The sequence below is a fragment of the Lacinutrix algicola genome, assembly GCF_001418085.1.
GTDB lineage: Bacteria > Bacteroidota > Bacteroidia > Flavobacteriales > Flavobacteriaceae > Lacinutrix > Lacinutrix algicola.
Genome location: NZ_LIQH01000020.1, coordinates 126,847 through 146,094 on the forward strand (window position 1 = coordinate 126,847; position 19,248 = coordinate 146,094).

The following is a 19,248-nucleotide window of genomic DNA, read 5'->3' on the forward strand; positions in this document are numbered from 1 at the left end:
TTACTTGTTTTTAATTTCAGTATCTATTATTGCACGTAGTTCTTGTAATTCTTGCTTAGAAAGATTAGTCTCTTTTGTGAAAAACGAAGCAAATTGTGAGCTGCTATCGTTAAAGAAGTTTTTAATTAAGCCGTTTACATGTTTAGAGAAATAATCTTTTTTCTTTACTAAAGGGTAATATTCACGAGAGTTGCCAAACAAATTATAAGCTATAAAACCCTTATCTGTCATGCGTTTTAAAAGTGTAGCAACAGTTGTATTTGCAGGTTTTGGTTCTGGATAAGCTACTAATAAGTCTTTCATGAAAGCTTTTTCTAGTTTCCATAAATAATTCATTAAATCTTCTTCGGTTTTTGTAAGCTGCATGTTCTACATTTTTAGATTGTTCTCTACAAATGTAGAGCAAATAATTCTATTCTACAAATGTAGAGCATGAGAATGTTTTAATAAAGAGTATCTTTAGCCAAAAAAAACTCAAAATGAAACATATAATTGTTGTTCTAATATTTATTTTCTCATTACAAAGTTCTGCTCAAACAGTAGGAGATTTAATAAATCAAGTAAGTCTAGATAATCTTACGCTTACCTTAAACGAGTTTAGTGGAGAAGTGCCAACAACCGTTAATGGTAATGCAGTTACCATTATTAATAGAGAGCAAGCTAATAATGATTTAGCAGCAGATTATTTAAAGGAGCAGTTTCAGAAATTAAATAATATTACAATAACAGATCAAGCATTTAATACTAATGGAAGAAATATAATTGCGACTCAGTTAGGTAAAACAAACCCCAATAACATTTATATTATTTGCGCACATTACGATTCTGTAGATAATTATTGTGCAGATGATAACGTAAGTGGAACTGGAGCTGTTTTAGAAATAGCTAGAATTTTGTCTACACAATGTACAGATAATACTATTGTTTATGCTTTGTGGGACGAAGAGGAGTCTGGTTTACTAGGTGCACAACATTATTCGAATTTAGCAAATGCAAATAACGATAATATACTTGGTGTTTTAAACATGGATATGATGGCACATAACGATATAGATGCTAGTGATAACGATTTTGATATAGATGTTAGACCTATTGCAAATTCTATTGCCATGAAAGATGATTTGCTTTCTTTATTAAACACCTATAATTTTAATTTAACAGCTAATGTTGTAAATCCAGGAACATCTGCTAGTGATCATTCTAAATTTTGGAGTAATGGATATTCAGCACTTTTAGTTGGAGAATCTTGGGAAACTGGAGACCAAACGCAACATTATCATAGCGCAGGAGATAGAGTGAGTACTCTAGATTTGCCTTACTATCATGAAATAACAAAATTAGTAATGGCTTATACAGCTACAAAAGCCGGATTAATTAATATAGAAAATACCGTAACAGAAAACGGAACACTATTAACAGCAGATCAAACAGGAGCAACATACCAATGGATAAATTGTGATACTAATATAGATATAGTTGGAGAAACAAATCAGTCGTTTGCAGCAATTACTAATGGTAACTATAAGGTGGAAATTACTAGTGGTAGTTGTATAGAAACTAGTGAGTGTGTTTTTGTAAATACTTTAGGTATTGAACGTTTTAATGCTGAAGGCTTTAAAATATATCCAAATCCAGTTAAAACCATTTTAAATATTGAATTACCGGTGTTTAATAATGCGGAATTAAATATTATTAATATAAACGGTCAGGTAGTAATGGAACAAAGTATTGAAGAAACTTCGACTAAATTGAAGCTTTCTGGTTTAAATAATGGTATTTACTTTGTTACTTTAAAAGTTGATGGAAAAGAGATTAGCCAAAAGATAATTAAAGAATAGAAGCACTTAAATTAAAAAATGCCACTATTTTTTACCTTATGGAAAGTAAAAAGTAGTGGCATTTTATTTTTATTTAGACATTTCTGTAAAATGCTTGTAAAAACCAGGAATAGTTTCAATTCCTTTTAGGTAATTCCACACTCCAAAATGTTCGTCTGGTGAGTGTATAGCATCACTATCTAGACCAAAGCCCATTAAAATAGTTTTACTTTTTAGCTCTTGCTCAAATAATGCAACAATAGGAATACTTCCTCCACTACGCTGTGGTATTGGTGTTTTTCCAAAAGTTTCCTCGTATGCTGCACTTGCTGCTTTATAGCCAATACTATCTATTGGTGTTACGTAGCCTTGTCCACCATGATGAGGTGTTACTTTTACAGTAACACCTTTAGGAGCGATGCTTTCGAAGTGGTTTTTAAATAATTCGGTAATATTTTCCCAGTCTTGATTTGGCACTAAGCGCATAGATATTTTTGCAAATGCTTGGCTTGCAATTACAGTTTTTGCGCCTTCGCCTGTGTAGCCTCCCCAAATTCCGTTAACGTCTAAAGTTGGTCTTATAGAGTTACGCTCGTTAGTGGTGTAACCTTCTTCGCCGTAAACCGACTCGATATCCAGTGCTTCTTTATAATCTTTTAAAGAAAATGGTGCTTTTGCCATTTGAGCACGCTCGTCTAAAGATAGCTCTTCTACATTATCGTAAAAACCAGGAATAGTAATGTGATTATTTTCGTCATGTAACGAAGCAATCATTTTTGTTAAAACGTTTATTGGGTTTGCAACAGCTCCTCCATAAAGGCCAGAATGTAAATCTCTGTTTGGACCTGTAACTTCAACTTCTACGTAGCTTAGTCCACGCAATCCTGTCGTAATTGAAGGTGTATCCTTAGCAATCATTCCAGTATCAGAAATTAAAATAACGTCGTTAGAAAGTTTTTCTTGATTTTGTTTTACAAATTTAGCAAGGTTTACACTTCCAACTTCTTCTTCTCCTTCTATCATAAACTTAACGTTACATGGTAGTTGGTTTTGCGTTGTCATAAATTCCATGGCTTTAACGTGCATGTACATTTGCCCTTTGTCATCGCAAGCACCACGTGCAAAAATAGCACCTTCTGGATGTAATTTTGTTTCTTTAATTACAGGTTCGAATGGTGGTGACGTCCATAACTCTAATGGATCTGGTGGTTGTACATCGTAATGTCCATAAACCAAAACGGTTGGAAGGTTTTTATCTATTATTTTATGTGCATAGATAATTGGGTAACCTTCTGTCTCGCAAATTTCAACGACATCGCATCCAGCTTCTTTTAAACTTTTAGCAACTACGTCTGCAGTTTGTATAGTGTGCTTTTTGTAAGCAGAGTCTGCGCTTATCGATGGTATTTTTAGTAATTCTATTAATTCATCAAGAAAACGTTGCTTGTTTTCTTGAACGTAAGTTGTTATGTTTTTCATTGAAAATAATTGAGTTTATGTAAAAATACAAAAAGGATGATAATTTTGTTTATAGTTATTATGAATATTCAAACTATTGTTTATATTTGCACTCCGAATTATCGGGATAAGTTGCGGGCGTGGTGGAATTGGTAGACACGCTAGACTTAGGATCTAGTGCCGCGAGGTGTGAGAGTTCGAGTCTCTCCGCCCGTACAGAATAAAAAAAGCTTCAACATTGTGTTGAGGCTTTTTTTTTATAACTATAGTGAGGCTTTAAGAGTGCTATTGTTTAATTTATAGGAATAACTTTTTTATTTTTTTGATAGAATAAAAAAATTTCCAACTCAGATAAAAGAAGAAATATACTGCTGGACGCTTTTATTATTAAAAAACGCGTCATTTACTCAATGAAAACGCGACTAACCATTATAAAGCGTATTTTTGTACATATTTTATAACAATGATTCAAGACCTAAACGACAATATTAATTTACCTTTTTCGTTACAGATTAGTTTTAACAAATTAATTGAGCGTTATGAGGAATTAGCTAATAGCAGCGATCCATTTATTGCAGCTAAGGCTAATCGTGTTTTAGAAATACGTAATTTATATCCAATATTAAGTGAAGGATTTAGTAAAACCTCAGTTTTAAAAAAGCACGAAAAGGAAATCGAAATTTTATTGCAAGATTCTTTTAGTGAAGTTTTAAGCTTAAATGAAATAAAAACAGCAAGTGTACCTTATCATAATTTTATTTTCAATGCATCAAAACGTTTTGAGAATATTATAAAAACTGCTGGACCAGATTTTCAATTAGTAATAAAAAATATGCCAGAAAACGATTGGTATATTTTAGGTTGCACCATTATAATGAGTCTTTGTTATAAGTTTAATGCTAATTTTAGGCGACCATTATACTACGAGATTCCAGATGCTAATGGTATTGTAAGAACTTATAAGATTTTGTATAATGCAGATTTTATGGAAATTGTTGCCACAGATAAAGCTCCAAAATTAACAGAAGAAGATTTTGAAGAATTATTAGACAATTTTGATAATATAGAAATTTGGAAAGAAAAATTCCCACCTAATAGTTACCTTTCAAAAGGATTTGTAATTTCTAATATTTTTGATGTTACAGATGATCAAGCAATATCTAGCATTAAAACCACCTTAATAGGAAATAATAAACGTAAAGACGAAGGCTTTATGGGTGATTTTCAGAAGGTGTTTAGATCATTATTAAATATTACGGATCTAGAAGTAGGTTTTTCTATATATAATAAGGAAGAAGATACATTAATGAAAGTGCACGATTCTAGCATTAGTAGTTATTTATTAAAGGCTAAAGAAGAGTTTAAGTGTGATAATTTATTTTGTCATTACAGTTATGATAAAATAATAAAAGAGAAAACAAACTTCGCTATATCCGATGTCGATAGGAGTTTTAAAAAATCTAAAGGTCAGGCACCTCAAGTAAAAATTTTAAAACAACAAGGTGTAAAAAGTGCCATTTTTGCTCCTATAGCAGAAAACGGTGAGTTATTAGCAGTTTTAGAGTTGGTATCTAAAACACCTAAAGCTTTAAATAGTATAAACTCTAATAAACTGGTAGATGTTATGCCATTTATATTATCTGCAGTAAAACGTTCTAAAAGAGATGAGGAGAATTTAATTCAAGCCATCATTCAAAGAGAATGTACTTCAATCCATCCAAGTGTAAAATGGAAATTTGAGAATGCAGCAAGAAAATTCATGCAAGAGGAATATGATGGGACTGATAACCCAACATTTAATAGAATTACCTTTAGTAATGTATATCCTTTGTTTGGACAAATAGATGTGAAAGGATCATCTGACGCTAGGAATAATGCAACTCAAAAAGATTTATCACTTCAGCTTAAAATGGTTGAAAGAATTATAAAACAAGCTTTTAAAACAGAAAAATTACCAATTTTTGAACAACTTTTATTTCAAATAAAAATCTACAAAAAAGCATTAAAAACTGATTTTAAAGTAGACAGTGAACAAATAATTACTCAATTTTTTAAAAATGAAATAGAAACGTTTTTTAAATTTCAATTAAGAACAAAAACATATTTAACAGAGGATATTGAGGATTATTATAGCAAGATTGATGAAGATCTTGATGTGCTTTATTACTATAGAAAAAACTACGATGATACTATAAGTTTAATTAACAAAAACATGTCGTCTCTGTTAGATAAAAAGCAAATTAATGCACAGGTAATGTATCCTCACTTTTTCGAACGGTTTAAAACTGATGGAGTAGAGCACAATATGTACATTGGAGAATCTATTACCAAAGAGGATTCTTTTAGCGAAATTTATCTTTATAACCTGCGTTTGTGGCAAATGCAAGTTATGATTGATATGGAAATTGCGTTTTATAATAAACAACATAAATACCCAATAGCTTTAGATGTTGCTTCCATGATTTTAGTGTTTAACCAACCGTTATCGATTAGGTTTAGAACAGACGAGAAGCATTTTGATGTTGACGGGACATATAATGCAAGATACGAAGTCGTAAAAAAGCGAGTAGATAAAGCCAATATAAAAGGTACAACAGAACGTATTACAACTAAAGGGAAATTAACTATTGTATACTCTCAGAAAGAAGATGAGTTAGAGTATTTGCAATACATTAACTTTTTACAGTCTAAGCGTAAGCTTGGAGATGAAGTTGAAATTCTTGATTTAGAAGACTTACAAGGTGTTACAGGTTTAAAAGCTTTACGAGTTAATATTTTATACCAAAAACAGTCTAAGGAAAAACAATCTAGCGAAAAAGAATATTATACATATAACGATTTAATGGAACAGATTAAATCTTAACCACATAATCGTTTTTTAATGTGTTAGGCAATTTTGTTTGTATTTGAGATGTAGTGTCTAACACGTCGTTTAAGTTAACTCCAGGATTATTTTTAACAGCAATTCCAAAAGAGATTAGAGAAATAATTATACCAATCATAAAAACGGTATAAGTAATTCTAAGCAATCTGTATTTGCGTTCTAGCACTATTCCTAAAAAGTATAAATCTTTAGTTAACGATTTGTAAATGTACTCTTTGTCGTTAATCATTTCGTTAATTGCCCATTCAAACTGTTTAAGATCCATTTTATGGAAGTTTCCAAAAAAGGTTAAATTAACTTCTTTATTTTCTACATCTTCCTTTGTAAATTGACCACTTGTAACATTTGGTCTTGTTGCAATAATAGACATGACCATAGAAATTACACTAAATAAAGTGAATATTACTGTTGGCCAAGTGAGATAAGGGTTAGTGTCTAATTTTGAAATTAAATTAGCTAAAACCACAGAGATAATAATAGCATTTACAGATAGTAATATATTGGCTTTAGTATCTGCAATATCACTTAATTTAATATGATTACGTAAAGCAGTTCGGTAAAAAGATTGAATAGCACGCTCTGGGCTTTCGTTTTTATATTGTGCTTTGTACTTTGCTTTTAGTTTTTCTTTATCCATTTGTGCCTTGCCTTTTTTCTTCTTTTTCATAAGCTTAGCTATATTTTTATCTTTTATAGGCTGCCAATGTTTAATGGCATATGGCGTGTAATAGCGATGGATTTGGGTTAATACTTTTATGTTTTCCTCTCTCCATTCTTTTGCAGTATATTTTTTTATATCCTGCACTTCGTATTCTTTTCTTAGGAATTCGCTAGCTTCACTAAAATACTCTTTAGCAAAATGAGAAGAATCTGCATCACGAATAATTTCTTCTAGTTTAGAGTTTGGCGAATCTTTAAACTTTGTAGCCATAATACATTTGTTAACACCAGCAATTATATCTTGGTCAATATTTTCAGAGGTTAAAAATTCTGTTGCGATTTTAACGCTTTCTTCTTCGTGTCCCTCTCTAACGTTAATATATCCAGTATCATGAAATAAAGCAGCTAAAAGTAGAATTTGTTCTTCATTAACATTTATTTCAGAATTTTTTATTATTTCTTTTGTACTTTTAAACACACGTCTTGTGTGTGTAAAATCGTGATAAATAAATGTATTTGGAAGATTTTCTTTAAAAAGGTCCAAAACAAACTTTTCTGCTTTTTCAATAATTATAGACATATTATCTTTGAGATTTTAAGAAAACCAAATTACTAAAAAAAAAATCGGTAAATTCCCTTATGAATAAAAATAACATAACTCTAACAATTTTAATTTTATTAATCGTTTCAAGTTGTGCCACTTTCAAGGCTCAATATAGTGATGAGGTTAATGCTATTAATCCATTACCAAATAAAGAAATAAATAGGAAGTTTTATCTTATTGGTGACGCGGGTAAATCTCCAAAAGATGAAATGTCCTTGGGTTTACAAGCTTTTAATAAGCATATTTTAAATCAAGACACTAAGAAAGATTTTGTTGTTTTTTTAGGAGATAATGTTTATCCAGATGGTTTGGTAGATAAAGAAAATTCTGGACGTGAAAATGCGGAAAATGCTTTAGATGCGCAAATTAAGTCTGTGGAAGGATTTAGAGGGAGCACGGTTATGATACCAGGAAATCATGATTGGTATGCAGATGGAGTCTCAGGCGTAAAAAGAGAAGAAAAATATATAGAAGAAGTATTGGGTAAAAACACATTTCAACCAGAAAATGGTTGCCCAATAGAAAGTATAGACGTTAGTGAAAAAGTACAATTAATTATTGTGGATAGCCAGTGGTATCTTGAAAACTGGAATAAAAATCCAACGATTAACGATAAATGTGAAATAAAAACAAGAAAACGCTTTTTTGAAGAATTAGAAGGTGAACTTAAAAAAGCACAAAATAAGCGTGTCGTTTTTGCCATGCACCATCCCATGTATACAAACGGTACACATGGTGGTTTTTACGATGCTAGTAAGCATCTTTATCCTACTCAAAAAAAAATCCCTTTACCTATTTTATCATCTTTATTAACTCAGGTAAGAACACAAGGTGGCGTATCTATTCAAGATAGATATAACGAAAGGTATAACGAACTAATGAACCGTATAGAAACTATGGCATTAGAGTACGATAATATTGTATTTGCTTCCGGACACGAGCACTCTTTACAGTACATTGAGAATAATGGGATTAAACAAATTGTTTCGGGTTCTGGAGCAAAAACATCTGCTGCTGCATTAAGTAAAAATGGGTTGTTTTCTGTTGGGCAACAAGGTTTCGCAGAGTTAACAATTTTTAAAGATGGTAGTACATGGGTTAGTATGTATGTGTCAGAAGACGGGAATCCTAAATTAATGTTTACCAAAGAGGTGTTGCCAAAAAATAGAGATGTTTTTAATACAGATGCATTACCAGACACTTTTTCGCAAACAGTTAAAACTTCAATTTACACAAAAGCAGAAACAGAGAAAACTGGTGTTTATAAAACCTTGTTAGGAGACAGATATCGCGAACTTTATAGTACAGAAATAGTTGCTAAAGTAGCTACTTTAGATACTCTTTATGGAGGGCTAGAAATTGTAAGAGCAGGAGGAGGCCATCAAACACGTTCTTTAAGATTAAGAACTAAAGATGGTCGAGAATTAAATATGAGAGCATTAAGAAAAAGCGCGACTCAATATTTGCAAACAGTATTGTTTAAAGAAACGTATATAGAAAATGATTTTGAAAAAACTAAAGTAGAAGATCTTGTTTTAGATTTTTATACAGCAGCGCATCCTTACGCCTTTTTTGCAGTTCCAGATTTGTCGCATGCTGCAGGTGTATATCATACCAATCCAAAGTTGTATTATATTCCAAAACATAAGTTTTTGGGAGACTATAATACCGAGTATGGAGGTGAGTTGTATATGATTGAAGAACGTCCTGAAGAAAATTATAGTGATGAAAAAAACTTTGGTTATGCCGATGATATAGAGAGTACTCATGATATTATTGCAAAAATAAGAGAAGACGAAAAGTATAAAATAGACGAAAACTCATACATAAGAGCAAGATTGTACGATATGTTACTGGGAGATTGGGATAGACACCAAGATCAATGGCGATGGGCTCAGTTTAATCAAGAGAATGGAGATAAATTATTTAAACCAATTCCAAGAGATAGAGATCAAGTGTTTTCTAATTTCGATGGCGCATTATTAGATGTTTTAAAGGTTTTGTCAGGTTCTACTAAGCAACTACAGGTTTACGATTCTGAACTAAAAGATATAAAGTGGATGAATAGCGCAGGAATTAAACTGGATAAAGTTTTAATTCAAGATTCAGATAAAGCTGCATGGATAAAGCAAGCTAAACATTTAATGAAAAATATTACAGATGAAGTGATTGCCGATGCTTTTTCTAAAATACCAACTGAAGCTAAAGACGAGTCTTTAAAAGAAATTCAAAAGCATCTTAAAGGAAGAAGAGATAATCTTTTGGATATTACAGAGCGATACTATAATTATTTAAACGAATTAGTAATAGTTACCGGAACAGATAAAGATGATTATTTCGAGATTAATAGAATTGGTGATAACGAAACCAATGTTAAAATTTCAAGAATTATCGATGGTAAAAAAGGTGAGGTTTTAGTAGATAGAACTTATAATAAAGATGTTACAAAAGAATTATGGATTTATGGTTTAGACGATGATGATGTTTTTGAAGTTACGGGTAAAGCTAATAATTTAATTTTTACAAGAATTATTGGTGGTCAAAACAACGATACTTATATTATTAAAAACGGAAGACGAGTAAGAGTTTACGATCATTTATCTAAACCCAATACAATTCAGGAGAATAATGGAGCGAAAATAAACTTCACAGATGTATATAATAATAACCTTTTCGATTTTAACAAGAGTATAGTTAAAACAGGTACAATTACACCAAGTTTAGCATACAATCCAGATGATGGTATATCTCTAGGTGTTTCAATGATTAAAACAACTAAAGGCTTCCAGCGTAATCCATATTCTCAACAACACCGTTTTAAAGGTGGTTACTTTTTTGCAACTGATGGATTTAGTATTGGATACGATGGAGAGTTTGCAAACCTTTTTAAAGATTGGAATTTGCATGTAGCAGGATTAGTTACTAGTGAGAATTTTACGAATAACTTTTTTGGATATGGAAACGAAACAGTAAACAATGACGATGAACTAGATTTAGATTATAATAGAGTAAAAACAAGTACTTATTTAGCTAGCGTTGGTATTATTAAAAAAGGTGATTTTGGTAGTGATTATGGTTTTAAATTAGTTTTTGAAGGAATAGAAATTGGAGAAACAACAAATAGATTTATAGAAACTTTTTCACCTTCAAGTCTAAATAACAGTTTCTATAATAGACGCTTTTTTACAGCTTTAGAAGCAAATTATAATTATGCCAGTTTCGATAACAAAATTGTACCAACTCGTGGTATGACATTTAATATAGATTCAGGTATTAAAACAGAGCCAGACGACACAAAAAACACCTATGGTTATTTTAATTCTAATTTAGGTTTTTATAATGCTTTGTCAAAAAATAGAAGATTAGTTTTAAAAACAGATTTACGAGGACAAGTAAGGGTTGGAGATGATCTTATTTTTTATCAAGCCGCAAATATTGGAGGTGAAAACGGTTTAAGAGGATTTAGAACAGAGCGTTTTACCGGTAGGAACTCTCTTGTAGGTAGTGCCGATTTTAGATACAGTTTTAAATCTTTTAAAACTTCAACATTACCATTGCAAATTGGAGTGTTTGCAGGTGGAGATGTGGGTAGAGTTTGGCTTAAAGGAGATTTCTCAGATAAGTGGCATAATGATTACGGAGGTGGTTTTTGGGTGTCTGCAGCAGATTCTGTTCAGGGAACATTTAACTTCTTTAATAGTGTTGAAGGCTTAAGATTCTCTTTCGGTTTTGGTATTGCATTTTAAAGATTAAACTTATAAATATTACCATCATGCTTATTGGTTTCATCAGTAATTATGATGGTTTTATTATTTAAAAAGCTAACACCTTCTTTTTGTGTATCATGTTTAAAAGGTAACGCTTCTATATCTCCACCAAAAAAATCTTCATCTTTAAAATTAGATAACTGCCATACTTTTTCATGGTTTAAAAGCACTATGCTTTTGCCATCATTACTAATATCTGCCGATGTAATTTTGTTGCTTTTTTTGTCAAATTTATAACTTGTTATAAAAGATGCTTCATACTCACCTTTCTTGTTTTCTACCTTAAGAACATCTGTGTGTTTATTATTTTTAGAAAAAATATAGAAAGCATTGTTCCATATAAAAAAGCTTTCAAAATCTTGAGATTTTAAATCTTTAGGTAGTGTAAAAGTTGTTATTTCTGCTTCAGTTTTATTTTTGTTAAGTTCAGATTTTAAAACCTTGTAAATTTTAAATTCTTTTCTTTTATGGTTGTTGTTTCCAAAGTCTCCAATATAAATATTGCCACTAGAGTCTGTTGCTAAATCTTCCCAATCTTTATTTTTAGCATTAGTAATTGTAATGTTTCTTTCAATATTACCTTTATTATTAAGAGCATATAAAATATTGCTATTTCCTGCATCTTCAATTACCCAATATAGACTAGAGTTGTTTGTTATGGCTATAGCCGAAACCTCCTCTAAAGATCCATCAATATCTGCTAAAACTTCTAGGTTGCCAGTGTTGCAAGAAAAGAAAAGTAAACTTAAAATGAATATAGGTTTTAATGTAAATGTCATAAATTGTAATTTATATTTGTAGCGCATATATCAAGCCAAAATTAGAAATTAAATCATAAACTATTATTAAAATGTCAAAGCCTTTAAAATTTGGACATAGGGGAGCAAAAGGACATATTGCAGAGAATACTACAGAATCGATTATAAAAGCAATTGAGCTAGGAGTAGATGGAATTGAGATAGATGTGCACAAATGTAAATCTGGAGAGTTAATTGTTTTTCATGATTTTACAGTAGATAGGCTTACAGATGGAACCGGAGAAGTCTCAAATTTTACACTTTCAGAACTAAAGGCATTTAATGTGTTAGAGCATTTTAAAATACCAACGCTAACAGAGATATTAGATTTAATAGATGAAAAATGTATTATTAATATCGAATTAAAAGGTAGAAATACAGCTTTTGAAACTGTTGCAATTATTAATAAATATATTGAATACTCTGGATGGGAATATTCAGATTTTATAATTTCAAGTTTTCAAAATAAAGAATTAACAGACGTTTATAATAGTGACAAAAATATTCCTTTAGGAGTACTTACAAAAGCAAATCTTGATGAGGCTATAGATTTTGCTAAAACAATTAATGCAGTTGCAATACATCCTAATTTCTCGTTATTAAGTAAAAATAATGTGCAAAAAGCACAAGAACAAGGTTATAAAATAAATACTTGGACGGTGAATACACCACAAGCAGTTAAAAGAATGAAATCGTATAATGTAAATGCTATTATTGGCGATTTTCCAGATAGATTATGATAGAAAAAGACGTAATAATAGTAGGAGGAGGCGCCTCTGGTTTCTTTGCAGCAATTAATATAGCAGAGCAAAATCCAGATGCTAAAGTAACCATTCTAGAACGTGGAAAAGAGGTGTTAACCAAGGTTAAGGTTTCTGGAGGCGGACGTTGTAATGTTACACATGCAGAGTTTATTCCTCAAGAATTAGTAGCTAATTATCCAAGAGGAGAAAAAGAATTATTAGGTCCTTTTCATACGTTTATGACAGGTGATACAATTGCTTGGTTCGAAGAGCGTGGTGTAGAGCTTAAAATTGAAGAAGATGGGCGCATGTTTCCTGTTTCTAATAGTTCTCAGACTATTATAGATTGTTTCATTTCTGAAGCTAATAAACATAACGTTGAGGTGCTTAAAAGTGATCCAGTAATAAGTCTAGAGCATAAAGAAAATAGTTGGGTAGTTAACACAAAAACAAATCATTTTACTTGTAAGAAACTTATTGTAGCTACAGGAAGTAATCCTAAAATATGGAAAGTATTGGAGGATCTTGGACATACCGTAACTCCTCCTGTTCCATCTCTTTTTACTTTTAACATAAAAGACGATCGTATAAAAGATATTCCTGGTGTTGTTGCTAAAAATGTTAGTGTTAAAGTTGTGGATTCAAACTTAGAGTCCGACGGACCATTACTTATCACACATTGGGGAATGAGTGCACCTTCTATTTTAAAACTCTCTGCATTTGGTGCTTTAGAATTAGCTGAAAGAGCTTACAAATTTTCTATTGAAGTTAATTTTATAAATACAGATTATAATATTGCAATATCACAATTAAATGAGATTAAGAAAGAGCTTAATAAAAAGAAAGTGATAAATTATACGCAATTCGATTTGCCAAAACGATTGTGGTATCAATTAGTGTTAGCTTCTCAAATAGACACAGAAACAAGATGGGCAGATTGTACAAAAGTGCAAATAGAAAATTTAGCAAATCAACTTACAGAAGCTATTTTTAATGTAGAGGGTAAAAGTACATTTAAAGAAGAGTTTGTTACAGCCGGTGGTGTAAATTTAAAGGAAGTAAATTTTAAAACTTTTGAAAGTAAATTACATGAGAATTTATATTTTGTAGGAGAGGTTTTAAATATTGATGCCGTTACTGGTGGATTTAATTTTCAAAATGCTTGGACAGGCGCTTATATTGTATCTCAAAATATTTTTAAGAAATGAAAACATACATCGCGTTAATAAGAGGAATAAATGTTGGAGGTCATAAAAAAGTACCAATGGCAGTTTTACGTGATGTATTAGATAGTATCGGTTTTAAAGATGTAAAAACATATATACAAAGTGGTAATGTGGTTTTTCAGTCTTCAGAAAATAATAATAGAAATTTAGAAGGTGCTATTAGTAAGGGTATTGAGTCTCATTTTGGTTTCAATGTACCTGTATTAGTAAAAACAAAAGAAGAGCTTCAGCTTATTTTTGATTCTTGTGTCTTTTCAGAAGAGAAAAAAGTTAAAAGCTATTTTATTCTATTAGATCAAGTTCCAGATGCTAATCTTGTTAAAGAGGTACAAGCAATTATAATTGAAAATGAAACATTCTCAATTGTAAATAACTGTATTTATTTCTACTCTTCAGTGGGTTATGGTCGTACAAAATTTAATATGGCTAGCATTGAGAAAAAGCTTAAAGTAAACGCTACTTCAAGAAATTATAATACAATTAGCAAATTATTAAAACTTGATTAATGCTTTTCTGTATTTTTTATGGAATCCCAAGACATTTCTACTGCATCTTTAATCTGTTTATTTGTCATTTCTAGCTCATTTTTAAATTTAAGTCTATTTGCAGAAATTACATTTCCAAAAACCATTTGCATTATTAACCTTAAGTTTACATCTCTAAGATCTTTGCTTAATATAGCTGCTAAGAAGAAATCTCTAATATGAATGAAATGAGGGATATTTTTTATTCTAATTTCTGATGTAATAATTGGAGGCACTCCAACAAACTCTATAAATTTAAAAGCTAAAGGGTTTCCTACAAAGTAGTTGTATAGGTTAATCCACATAGTTTCAAATTGTTTTTTTACATCTTCTTCTGGCACGTTAGCCATCATTACAACTCCAAAATCCTGACAAATCATCGAGTAAATTTCTTCAATAATTTGTTCTTTATTTTTAAAGTAGTGATAAATAGTTCCAACAGCTACACCAGCTTCTTTAGCAACTTGAGACATAGGTGTTGCATTTACACCTTGTTCAACTACTAGCTCTAGCATTGTAAGAATAATTCTTTGTTTTTTATCCATTATAGTTTTACCCTGTATATAGGGTTGTTAAAGCTTCGAGTTGAGAGAATTTAAGGGATCTCTAAAAGCTAATGTTAGTTTATTTTGCTAAGAATTAATTAATCTAACTTACAATCAAATTTTAGATTTTATGTAAAATTTCATCGATAAACATCACTAAACCGAATGAATGTAGGTTATGATGGCAAAATAGAGATTTTTAAATAGAATTAAAAACTATATTTGTGGAAATTCATTTTCGTATGCCTATAAATAAGTTTATTCCTACAAATTTATCAATAAAAGAGATTAATGGTACAATTTCTTGGTCTTCTCCAAGTAACATTGCTTTGGTAAAGTATTGGGGGAAGAAAGAAAACCAAATACCAGAGAATCAATCTATTAGTTTTACGTTAGATGCTTGTAAAACAATAACGAAATTAACGTATTCTAAAAGAGAGAAGAATAAGGAAAACTTCTCTTTTCAAGTGTTTTTAGATAGGGTTCATAAACCTGATTTTGAGCCAAAAATCACTACTTTTTTTACAAGAATTGAACAGTACTTGCCTTTTTTAAAAGAGTTTTATTTTAAAATTGAAACAGAAAATACTTTTCCACACAGTTCAGGTATTGCGTCTTCTGCATCAGGAATGAGTGCATTAGCTTTGTGTTTAATGAGTATTGAAAAAGAGTTGAATCCTGAGATAACAGAGGAAGATTTTATTAAAAAAGCGTCGTTTTTAGCAAGATTAGGTTCAGGAAGTGCTTGTAGGAGTTTAGAAGGCGATTTGGTTGTTTGGGGAAAGCATGATGATATTGAGGGAAGTAGCGATTTATTTGGTGTAAAATACCCTTATAAAGTTCATGAGAATTTTAAAAATTATCAAGACACCATTTTATTAGTAGATAAAGGAGAAAAACAAGTAAGCAGTACTGTTGGACATGGTTTAATGCATGGGCATCCTTTTGCTCAAGAACGTTTTAAGCAAGCAGATGAGAATATAACAAAAATTAAAGCTATTCTAGAATCGGGAGATTTAGACGCTTTTATTGCTCTAGTTGAAAGCGAAGCACTAACGCTTCATGCTATGATGATGACGAGTATGCCTTATTTCATATTAATGAAACCGAATACTCTCGAAATAATTAATAAAATATGGAGTTTTAGAAAAGAAACAGGCTTACATATTAGTTTTACCTTAGATGCAGGTGCAAATGTACATATTTTGTATCCAGAGAATGAAACTAAAGCAATTATTGAGTTCATTAAAACAGAGTTAGTTGCATATTGTCAAAACGGTCATTATATTTGCGATAGAATTGGTTTTGGTGCAAAACAATTGTAACTTTAAAACCAAGAACTTAAATAACATATGAAAGGTCCACTTTTCTACTCAAAAATCCTACTTTTCGGAGAATATGGAATCATTAAAGATTCTAAAGGATTATCAATACCATATAATTTTTATAATGGCGCTTTAAAGACGGATGAAAATCCTAATGAAGAATCTAAGAAATCTAATGAGAGCTTAATAAAATTTGCTACATATTTAGACAATATAAGTGAAGATTTAGTGGTTTTTGAAATTGAGAAACTAAAGGCTGATGTAGCTGATGGAATGTATTTCGATTCGTCAATACCTCAAGGATACGGTGTTGGAAGTAGTGGTGCTTTAGTAGCTGCTATTTACGATAAGTATGCACTTAATAAAATTACTGTTCTTGAAAATTTAACGAGAGAGAAATTACTACAATTAAAAACTGTTTTCTCTGAAATGGAATCTTTTTTTCACGGTAAATCTTCTGGATTAGATCCTTTAAATAGTTATTTAAGCTTGCCAATACTTATTAATTCTAAAGATAATATTGAGGCTACAGGAATACCAACACAAAGCACATCTGGAAAAGGAGCCGTGTTTTTATTAGATAGTGGTATTACAGGAGAAACTGCTCCAATGGTTAGCATTTTTATGGAAAACATGAAACAAGAAGGTTTCCGTAATATGCTTAAAACACAATTTATTAAGCATACAGATGCTTGTGTTGAAGATTTTTTAAAAGGAGATATAAAGTCTCTTTTTAGTAACACTAAGCAATTGTCTAAAGTGGTGCTTAACAATTTTAAACCAATGATTCCAGCTCAGTTTCATGAGCTTTGGAAAAAAGGTATTGATACTAACGATTATTACCTTAAGCTTTGCGGTTCTGGTGGTGGTGGTTATATTTTAGGTTTTACTCAAGATATTATAAAGGCAGAAAAATCTCTTAAAGATTATAAGCTTGAAGTAGTGTATAATTTTTAGACTACAATTTTTGTAAAATCTAGACGTTCAGAGAATACCCAATATCACATAAAATTATCGATAAAAGTTTATGTTCACTAGAAAGCAGAAACACATTCTACTCAAGTTCTTTAGTTTGTTTTCCGTTGTTCGTGGTTACAATATTCTTGTTATTGTAATTGCGCAATACCTAACATCTGTTTACATATTCGCACACAATATCCCTGTTAAAAAGGTGTTGTTAGATTTAAATTTATTAATGCTTGTATTGGCTTCGGCTGCAGTTGTTGCAGCAGGTTATATTATCAATAATTTTTACGATTCCGAAAAAGATTTAATCAATAGACCTAACAAAACTATGTTAGATAAATTGGTAAGTCAAAACACCAAATTGTCGTTTTATTTCATTTTAAACTTTTCGGCAATTGTTATGGCAAGTTATGTGTCGTTTAATCCTGTGTTATTCTTTTCGGCTTATATCTTTGCGATTTGGTTTTACTCTCACAAATTAAAAAAAATGCCCATAGTTGGTAATATTGTATCAGCTCTTTTAACTATAGCTCCGTTTTTTGCTATTTTTATCTATTATAAAAATTTTGATACAGTTATTTTTGTTCATGCCTCTTTTTTATTTTTAATTATTGCTATTAGGGAGTTAGCAAAAGATTTAGAAAATATGAAAGGAGATTTGGCGTTAAATTACAGAACCATTCCTGTGGTATATGGTGAAAAGACGTCTAAAAAAATGATTACTTTTTTAATTGTCTTAACACTAATTCCACTATACCTGTTAATTACCAAATTCGAAATTGGTTACATGACATATTACTTTTATTTAGCTATAGCTTTACTTATTATTTTCTTAATTTTTCTTTGGAAATCAACAACAAAAACACATTATGTTATTTTACATAATATATTGAAAGTTATTATTGTGGCTGGTGTATTTGGTATTTTACTAATTGATGTTAATTTAGTTTTAAATCGTATTTTATAATGGAAAGCACTTTAAAAATTGCAATGGCACAAATTTCTCCTGTGTTATTGAATAAAGTTGAAACACTAAAAAAAGTAGAACACTCTATAATTGAAGCAGGTAAAAATGGATGCGAACTTATTGTTTTTGGAGAAGCACTAGTGCCAGGATATCCATTTTGGGTAGCTTTAACAGGTGGTGCAGAATGGGATACTAAAGTAAGTAAGGAATTACATGCAGAGTATGTAAGAAACTCTATTCAAATAGAAGCAGGCGAGCTTGACGGTATATGTAAATTAGCGAAAGCTCATGATATTGCTGTATATATAGGTATTATGGAGCGTGCAAAAAATAGAGGAGGACATTCAATATATGCTTCACTTGTTTATATTAATGCATTAGGTGAAATAAAATCGGTACATAGAAAACTTCAACCTACCTACGACGAAAGATTAACATGGTCTCCCGGAGATGGTAATGGATTACAGGTGCATAGTCTAAAACAATTTACAGTTGGCGGACTTAATTGTTGGGAAAACTGGATGCCTTTACCAAGAACAGCTTTGTATGGTTTGGGAGAAAATCTACACATTGCAGTTTGGCCAGGAAGCGACCACAATACAAAGGATATTACACGCTTTATAGCAAGAGAATCGCGTTCTTTTGTGGTTTCAGTATCTAGTTTAATGACCAAGGAAATGTTTCCTGAGAACATGATACACCTTGATAAAGTATTAGAAAAATGTCCTGATGTTTTAGCAAATGGAGGCAGTTGTATTGCTGGACCAGATGGAGAGTGGATTGTAGAGCCAGTATTGCATAAAGAAGGATTAATAATTCAAGAAATAGATTTTAATCGTGTTTACGAAGAGCGTCAAAATTTTGACCCAGTAGGTCACTATTCACGCCCAGATATAACAAAACTTTCAGTAAATAGAGAAAGACAATCTACTGTAGAATATAAAGATTAATTACTCTCTTTATTT

General features: G+C 30.9%; 15 protein-coding genes and 1 tRNA gene. 11 read left to right on the forward strand and 5 right to left on the reverse strand.

Annotated features, from left to right (window positions below; translation table 11 throughout):
* Positions 1 to 366, reverse strand: coding sequence for a BlaI/MecI/CopY family transcriptional regulator (locus ASC41_RS01325; RefSeq protein WP_055434839.1), 366 nt, complete (start codon positions 364 to 366; stop codon positions 1 to 3).
* A 113-nt stretch (positions 367 to 479) separates the two neighbouring features.
* On the opposite strand from ASC41_RS01325, the gene ASC41_RS01330 reads away from it, so the two are divergent.
* Positions 480 to 1,838, forward strand: a complete 1,359-nt coding sequence (locus ASC41_RS01330) for a M28 family peptidase (protein ID WP_055434840.1) — start codon at positions 480 to 482, stop codon at positions 1,836 to 1,838.
* Positions 1,839 to 1,907: 69 nt separating this feature from the next.
* Here the strand turns inward: ASC41_RS01330 and ASC41_RS01335 are convergent, their stop codons facing one another.
* Positions 1,908 to 3,296 carry a dipeptidase gene (locus tag ASC41_RS01335; RefSeq protein WP_055434841.1) on the reverse strand — a complete coding sequence of 463 codons (1,389 nt, stop codon included), beginning with the start codon at positions 3,294 to 3,296 and terminating at the stop codon, positions 1,908 to 1,910.
* Between the two features lie 113 nt (positions 3,297 to 3,409).
* Here ASC41_RS01335 and ASC41_RS01340 point away from each other — a divergent pair.
* Both ASC41_RS01340 and ASC41_RS01345 read left to right on the forward strand, forming a co-directional pair.
* A tRNA-Leu gene (locus ASC41_RS01340) sits at positions 3,410 to 3,491 on the forward strand.
* 247 nt (positions 3,492 to 3,738) lie between these two features.
* A complete protein-coding gene (locus ASC41_RS01345) occupies positions 3,739 to 6,138 on the forward strand; it encodes a GAF domain-containing protein (RefSeq protein ID WP_055434842.1) in 2,400 nt (799 codons plus the stop codon).
* Here the strand turns inward: ASC41_RS01345 and ASC41_RS01350 are convergent.
* Positions 6,128 to 7,399, reverse strand: a complete 1,272-nt coding sequence (locus ASC41_RS01350; RefSeq protein ID WP_055434843.1) for a Pycsar system effector family protein — start codon at positions 7,397 to 7,399, stop codon at positions 6,128 to 6,130. The two genes, ASC41_RS01345 and ASC41_RS01350, sit on opposite strands and share 11 nt — an antisense overlap.
* Positions 7,400 to 7,458: 59 nt before the next feature.
* On the opposite strand from ASC41_RS01350, the gene ASC41_RS01355 reads away from it, so the two are divergent.
* A complete protein-coding gene (locus ASC41_RS01355; RefSeq protein ID WP_055434844.1) occupies positions 7,459 to 11,169 on the forward strand; it encodes a metallophosphoesterase in 3,711 nt (1,236 codons plus the stop codon).
* Here the strand turns inward: ASC41_RS01355 and ASC41_RS01360 are convergent.
* Positions 11,166 to 11,969 carry an NHL repeat-containing protein gene (locus tag ASC41_RS01360; protein ID WP_055434881.1) on the reverse strand — a complete coding sequence of 268 codons (804 nt, stop codon included), beginning with the start codon at positions 11,967 to 11,969 and terminating at the stop codon, positions 11,166 to 11,168. The genes ASC41_RS01355 and ASC41_RS01360 overlap by 4 nt on opposite strands.
* A gap of 71 nt (positions 11,970 to 12,040) precedes the next feature.
* Between ASC41_RS01360 and ASC41_RS01365 the strand changes: the two genes are divergently transcribed.
* From ASC41_RS01365 to ASC41_RS01375, 3 genes are read left to right on the forward strand one after another with little or no spacing between them, the layout of a single operon-like run.
* On the forward strand, positions 12,041 to 12,727 hold the full coding sequence (locus ASC41_RS01365; protein WP_055434845.1) for a glycerophosphodiester phosphodiesterase: 687 nt from the start codon (positions 12,041 to 12,043) through the stop codon (positions 12,725 to 12,727).
* Entirely contained in the window at positions 12,724 to 13,938 is a 1,215-nt protein-coding gene (locus ASC41_RS01370; protein WP_055434846.1) for a BaiN/RdsA family NAD(P)/FAD-dependent oxidoreductase, read from the forward strand. Before ASC41_RS01365 ends, ASC41_RS01370 begins: the two co-directional genes overlap by 4 nt.
* Positions 13,935 to 14,462 carry a DUF1697 domain-containing protein gene (locus tag ASC41_RS01375; RefSeq protein WP_055434847.1) on the forward strand — a complete coding sequence of 176 codons (528 nt, stop codon included), beginning with the start codon at positions 13,935 to 13,937 and terminating at the stop codon, positions 14,460 to 14,462. The genes ASC41_RS01370 and ASC41_RS01375 overlap by 4 nt, the downstream gene beginning before the upstream one ends.
* On the opposite strand, the gene ASC41_RS01380 is transcribed toward ASC41_RS01375, so the two are convergent.
* Positions 14,459 to 15,025, reverse strand: coding sequence for a TetR/AcrR family transcriptional regulator (locus ASC41_RS01380; protein WP_055434848.1), 567 nt, complete (start codon positions 15,023 to 15,025; stop codon positions 14,459 to 14,461). The genes ASC41_RS01375 and ASC41_RS01380 overlap by 4 nt on opposite strands.
* A 242-nt stretch (positions 15,026 to 15,267) precedes the next feature.
* On the opposite strand from ASC41_RS01380, the gene ASC41_RS01385 reads away from it, so the two are divergent.
* From ASC41_RS01385 to ASC41_RS01400, 4 genes are all read left to right on the forward strand, one after another.
* Positions 15,268 to 16,350 carry a diphosphomevalonate decarboxylase gene (locus ASC41_RS01385; RefSeq protein WP_055434849.1) on the forward strand — a complete coding sequence of 361 codons (1,083 nt, stop codon included), beginning with the start codon at positions 15,268 to 15,270 and terminating at the stop codon, positions 16,348 to 16,350.
* Between the two features lie 27 nt (positions 16,351 to 16,377).
* Positions 16,378 to 17,307 carry a mevalonate kinase family protein gene (locus ASC41_RS01390; protein WP_055434850.1) on the forward strand — a complete coding sequence of 310 codons (930 nt, stop codon included), beginning with the start codon at positions 16,378 to 16,380 and terminating at the stop codon, positions 17,305 to 17,307.
* A 70-nt stretch (positions 17,308 to 17,377) separates the two neighbouring features.
* Positions 17,378 to 18,283 (forward strand): geranylgeranylglycerol-phosphate geranylgeranyltransferase, encoded by a 906-nt coding sequence (locus ASC41_RS01395; RefSeq protein ID WP_055434851.1) that lies wholly within the window; start codon positions 17,378 to 17,380, stop codon positions 18,281 to 18,283.
* A complete protein-coding gene (locus tag ASC41_RS01400; protein ID WP_055434852.1) occupies positions 18,283 to 19,233 on the forward strand; it encodes a carbon-nitrogen hydrolase family protein in 951 nt (316 codons plus the stop codon). Before ASC41_RS01395 ends, ASC41_RS01400 begins: the two co-directional genes overlap by 1 nt.
* The last annotated feature ends 15 nt before the right edge of the window (positions 19,234 to 19,248 follow it).

Excerpts from the sequence above, each read along its gene's own strand:
- ASC41_RS01390 (WP_055434850.1), top strand. The coding sequence starts at position 16,378 with ATGAAAGGTCCACTTTTCTACTCAAAAATCCTACTTTTCGGAGAATAT.
- ASC41_RS01355 (WP_055434844.1), top strand. The coding sequence starts at position 7,459 with ATGAATAAAAATAACATAACTCTAACAATTTTAATTTTATTAATCGTT.
- ASC41_RS01380 (WP_055434848.1), bottom strand. The coding sequence starts at position 15,025 with ATGGATAAAAAACAAAGAATTATTCTTACAATGCTAGAGCTAGTAGTT.
- ASC41_RS01350 (WP_055434843.1), bottom strand. The coding sequence starts at position 7,399 with ATGTCTATAATTATTGAAAAAGCAGAAAAGTTTGTTTTGGACCTTTTT.
- ASC41_RS01360 (WP_055434881.1), bottom strand. The coding sequence starts at position 11,969 with ATGACATTTACATTAAAACCTATATTCATTTTAAGTTTACTTTTCTTT.
- ASC41_RS01370 (WP_055434846.1), top strand. The coding sequence starts at position 12,724 with ATGATAGAAAAAGACGTAATAATAGTAGGAGGAGGCGCCTCTGGTTTC.
- ASC41_RS01325 (WP_055434839.1), bottom strand. The coding sequence starts at position 366 with ATGCAGCTTACAAAAACCGAAGAAGATTTAATGAATTATTTATGGAAA.
- ASC41_RS01365 (WP_055434845.1), top strand. The coding sequence starts at position 12,041 with ATGTCAAAGCCTTTAAAATTTGGACATAGGGGAGCAAAAGGACATATT.
- ASC41_RS01375 (WP_055434847.1), top strand. The coding sequence starts at position 13,935 with ATGAAAACATACATCGCGTTAATAAGAGGAATAAATGTTGGAGGTCAT.
- ASC41_RS01330 (WP_055434840.1), top strand. The coding sequence starts at position 480 with ATGAAACATATAATTGTTGTTCTAATATTTATTTTCTCATTACAAAGT.
- ASC41_RS01335 (WP_055434841.1), bottom strand. The coding sequence starts at position 3,296 with ATGAAAAACATAACAACTTACGTTCAAGAAAACAAGCAACGTTTTCTT.
- ASC41_RS01385 (WP_055434849.1), top strand. The coding sequence starts at position 15,268 with ATGCCTATAAATAAGTTTATTCCTACAAATTTATCAATAAAAGAGATT.
- ASC41_RS01345 (WP_055434842.1), top strand. The coding sequence starts at position 3,739 with ATGATTCAAGACCTAAACGACAATATTAATTTACCTTTTTCGTTACAG.
- ASC41_RS01400 (WP_055434852.1), top strand. The coding sequence starts at position 18,283 with ATGGAAAGCACTTTAAAAATTGCAATGGCACAAATTTCTCCTGTGTTA.
- ASC41_RS01395 (WP_055434851.1), top strand. The coding sequence starts at position 17,378 with ATGTTCACTAGAAAGCAGAAACACATTCTACTCAAGTTCTTTAGTTTG.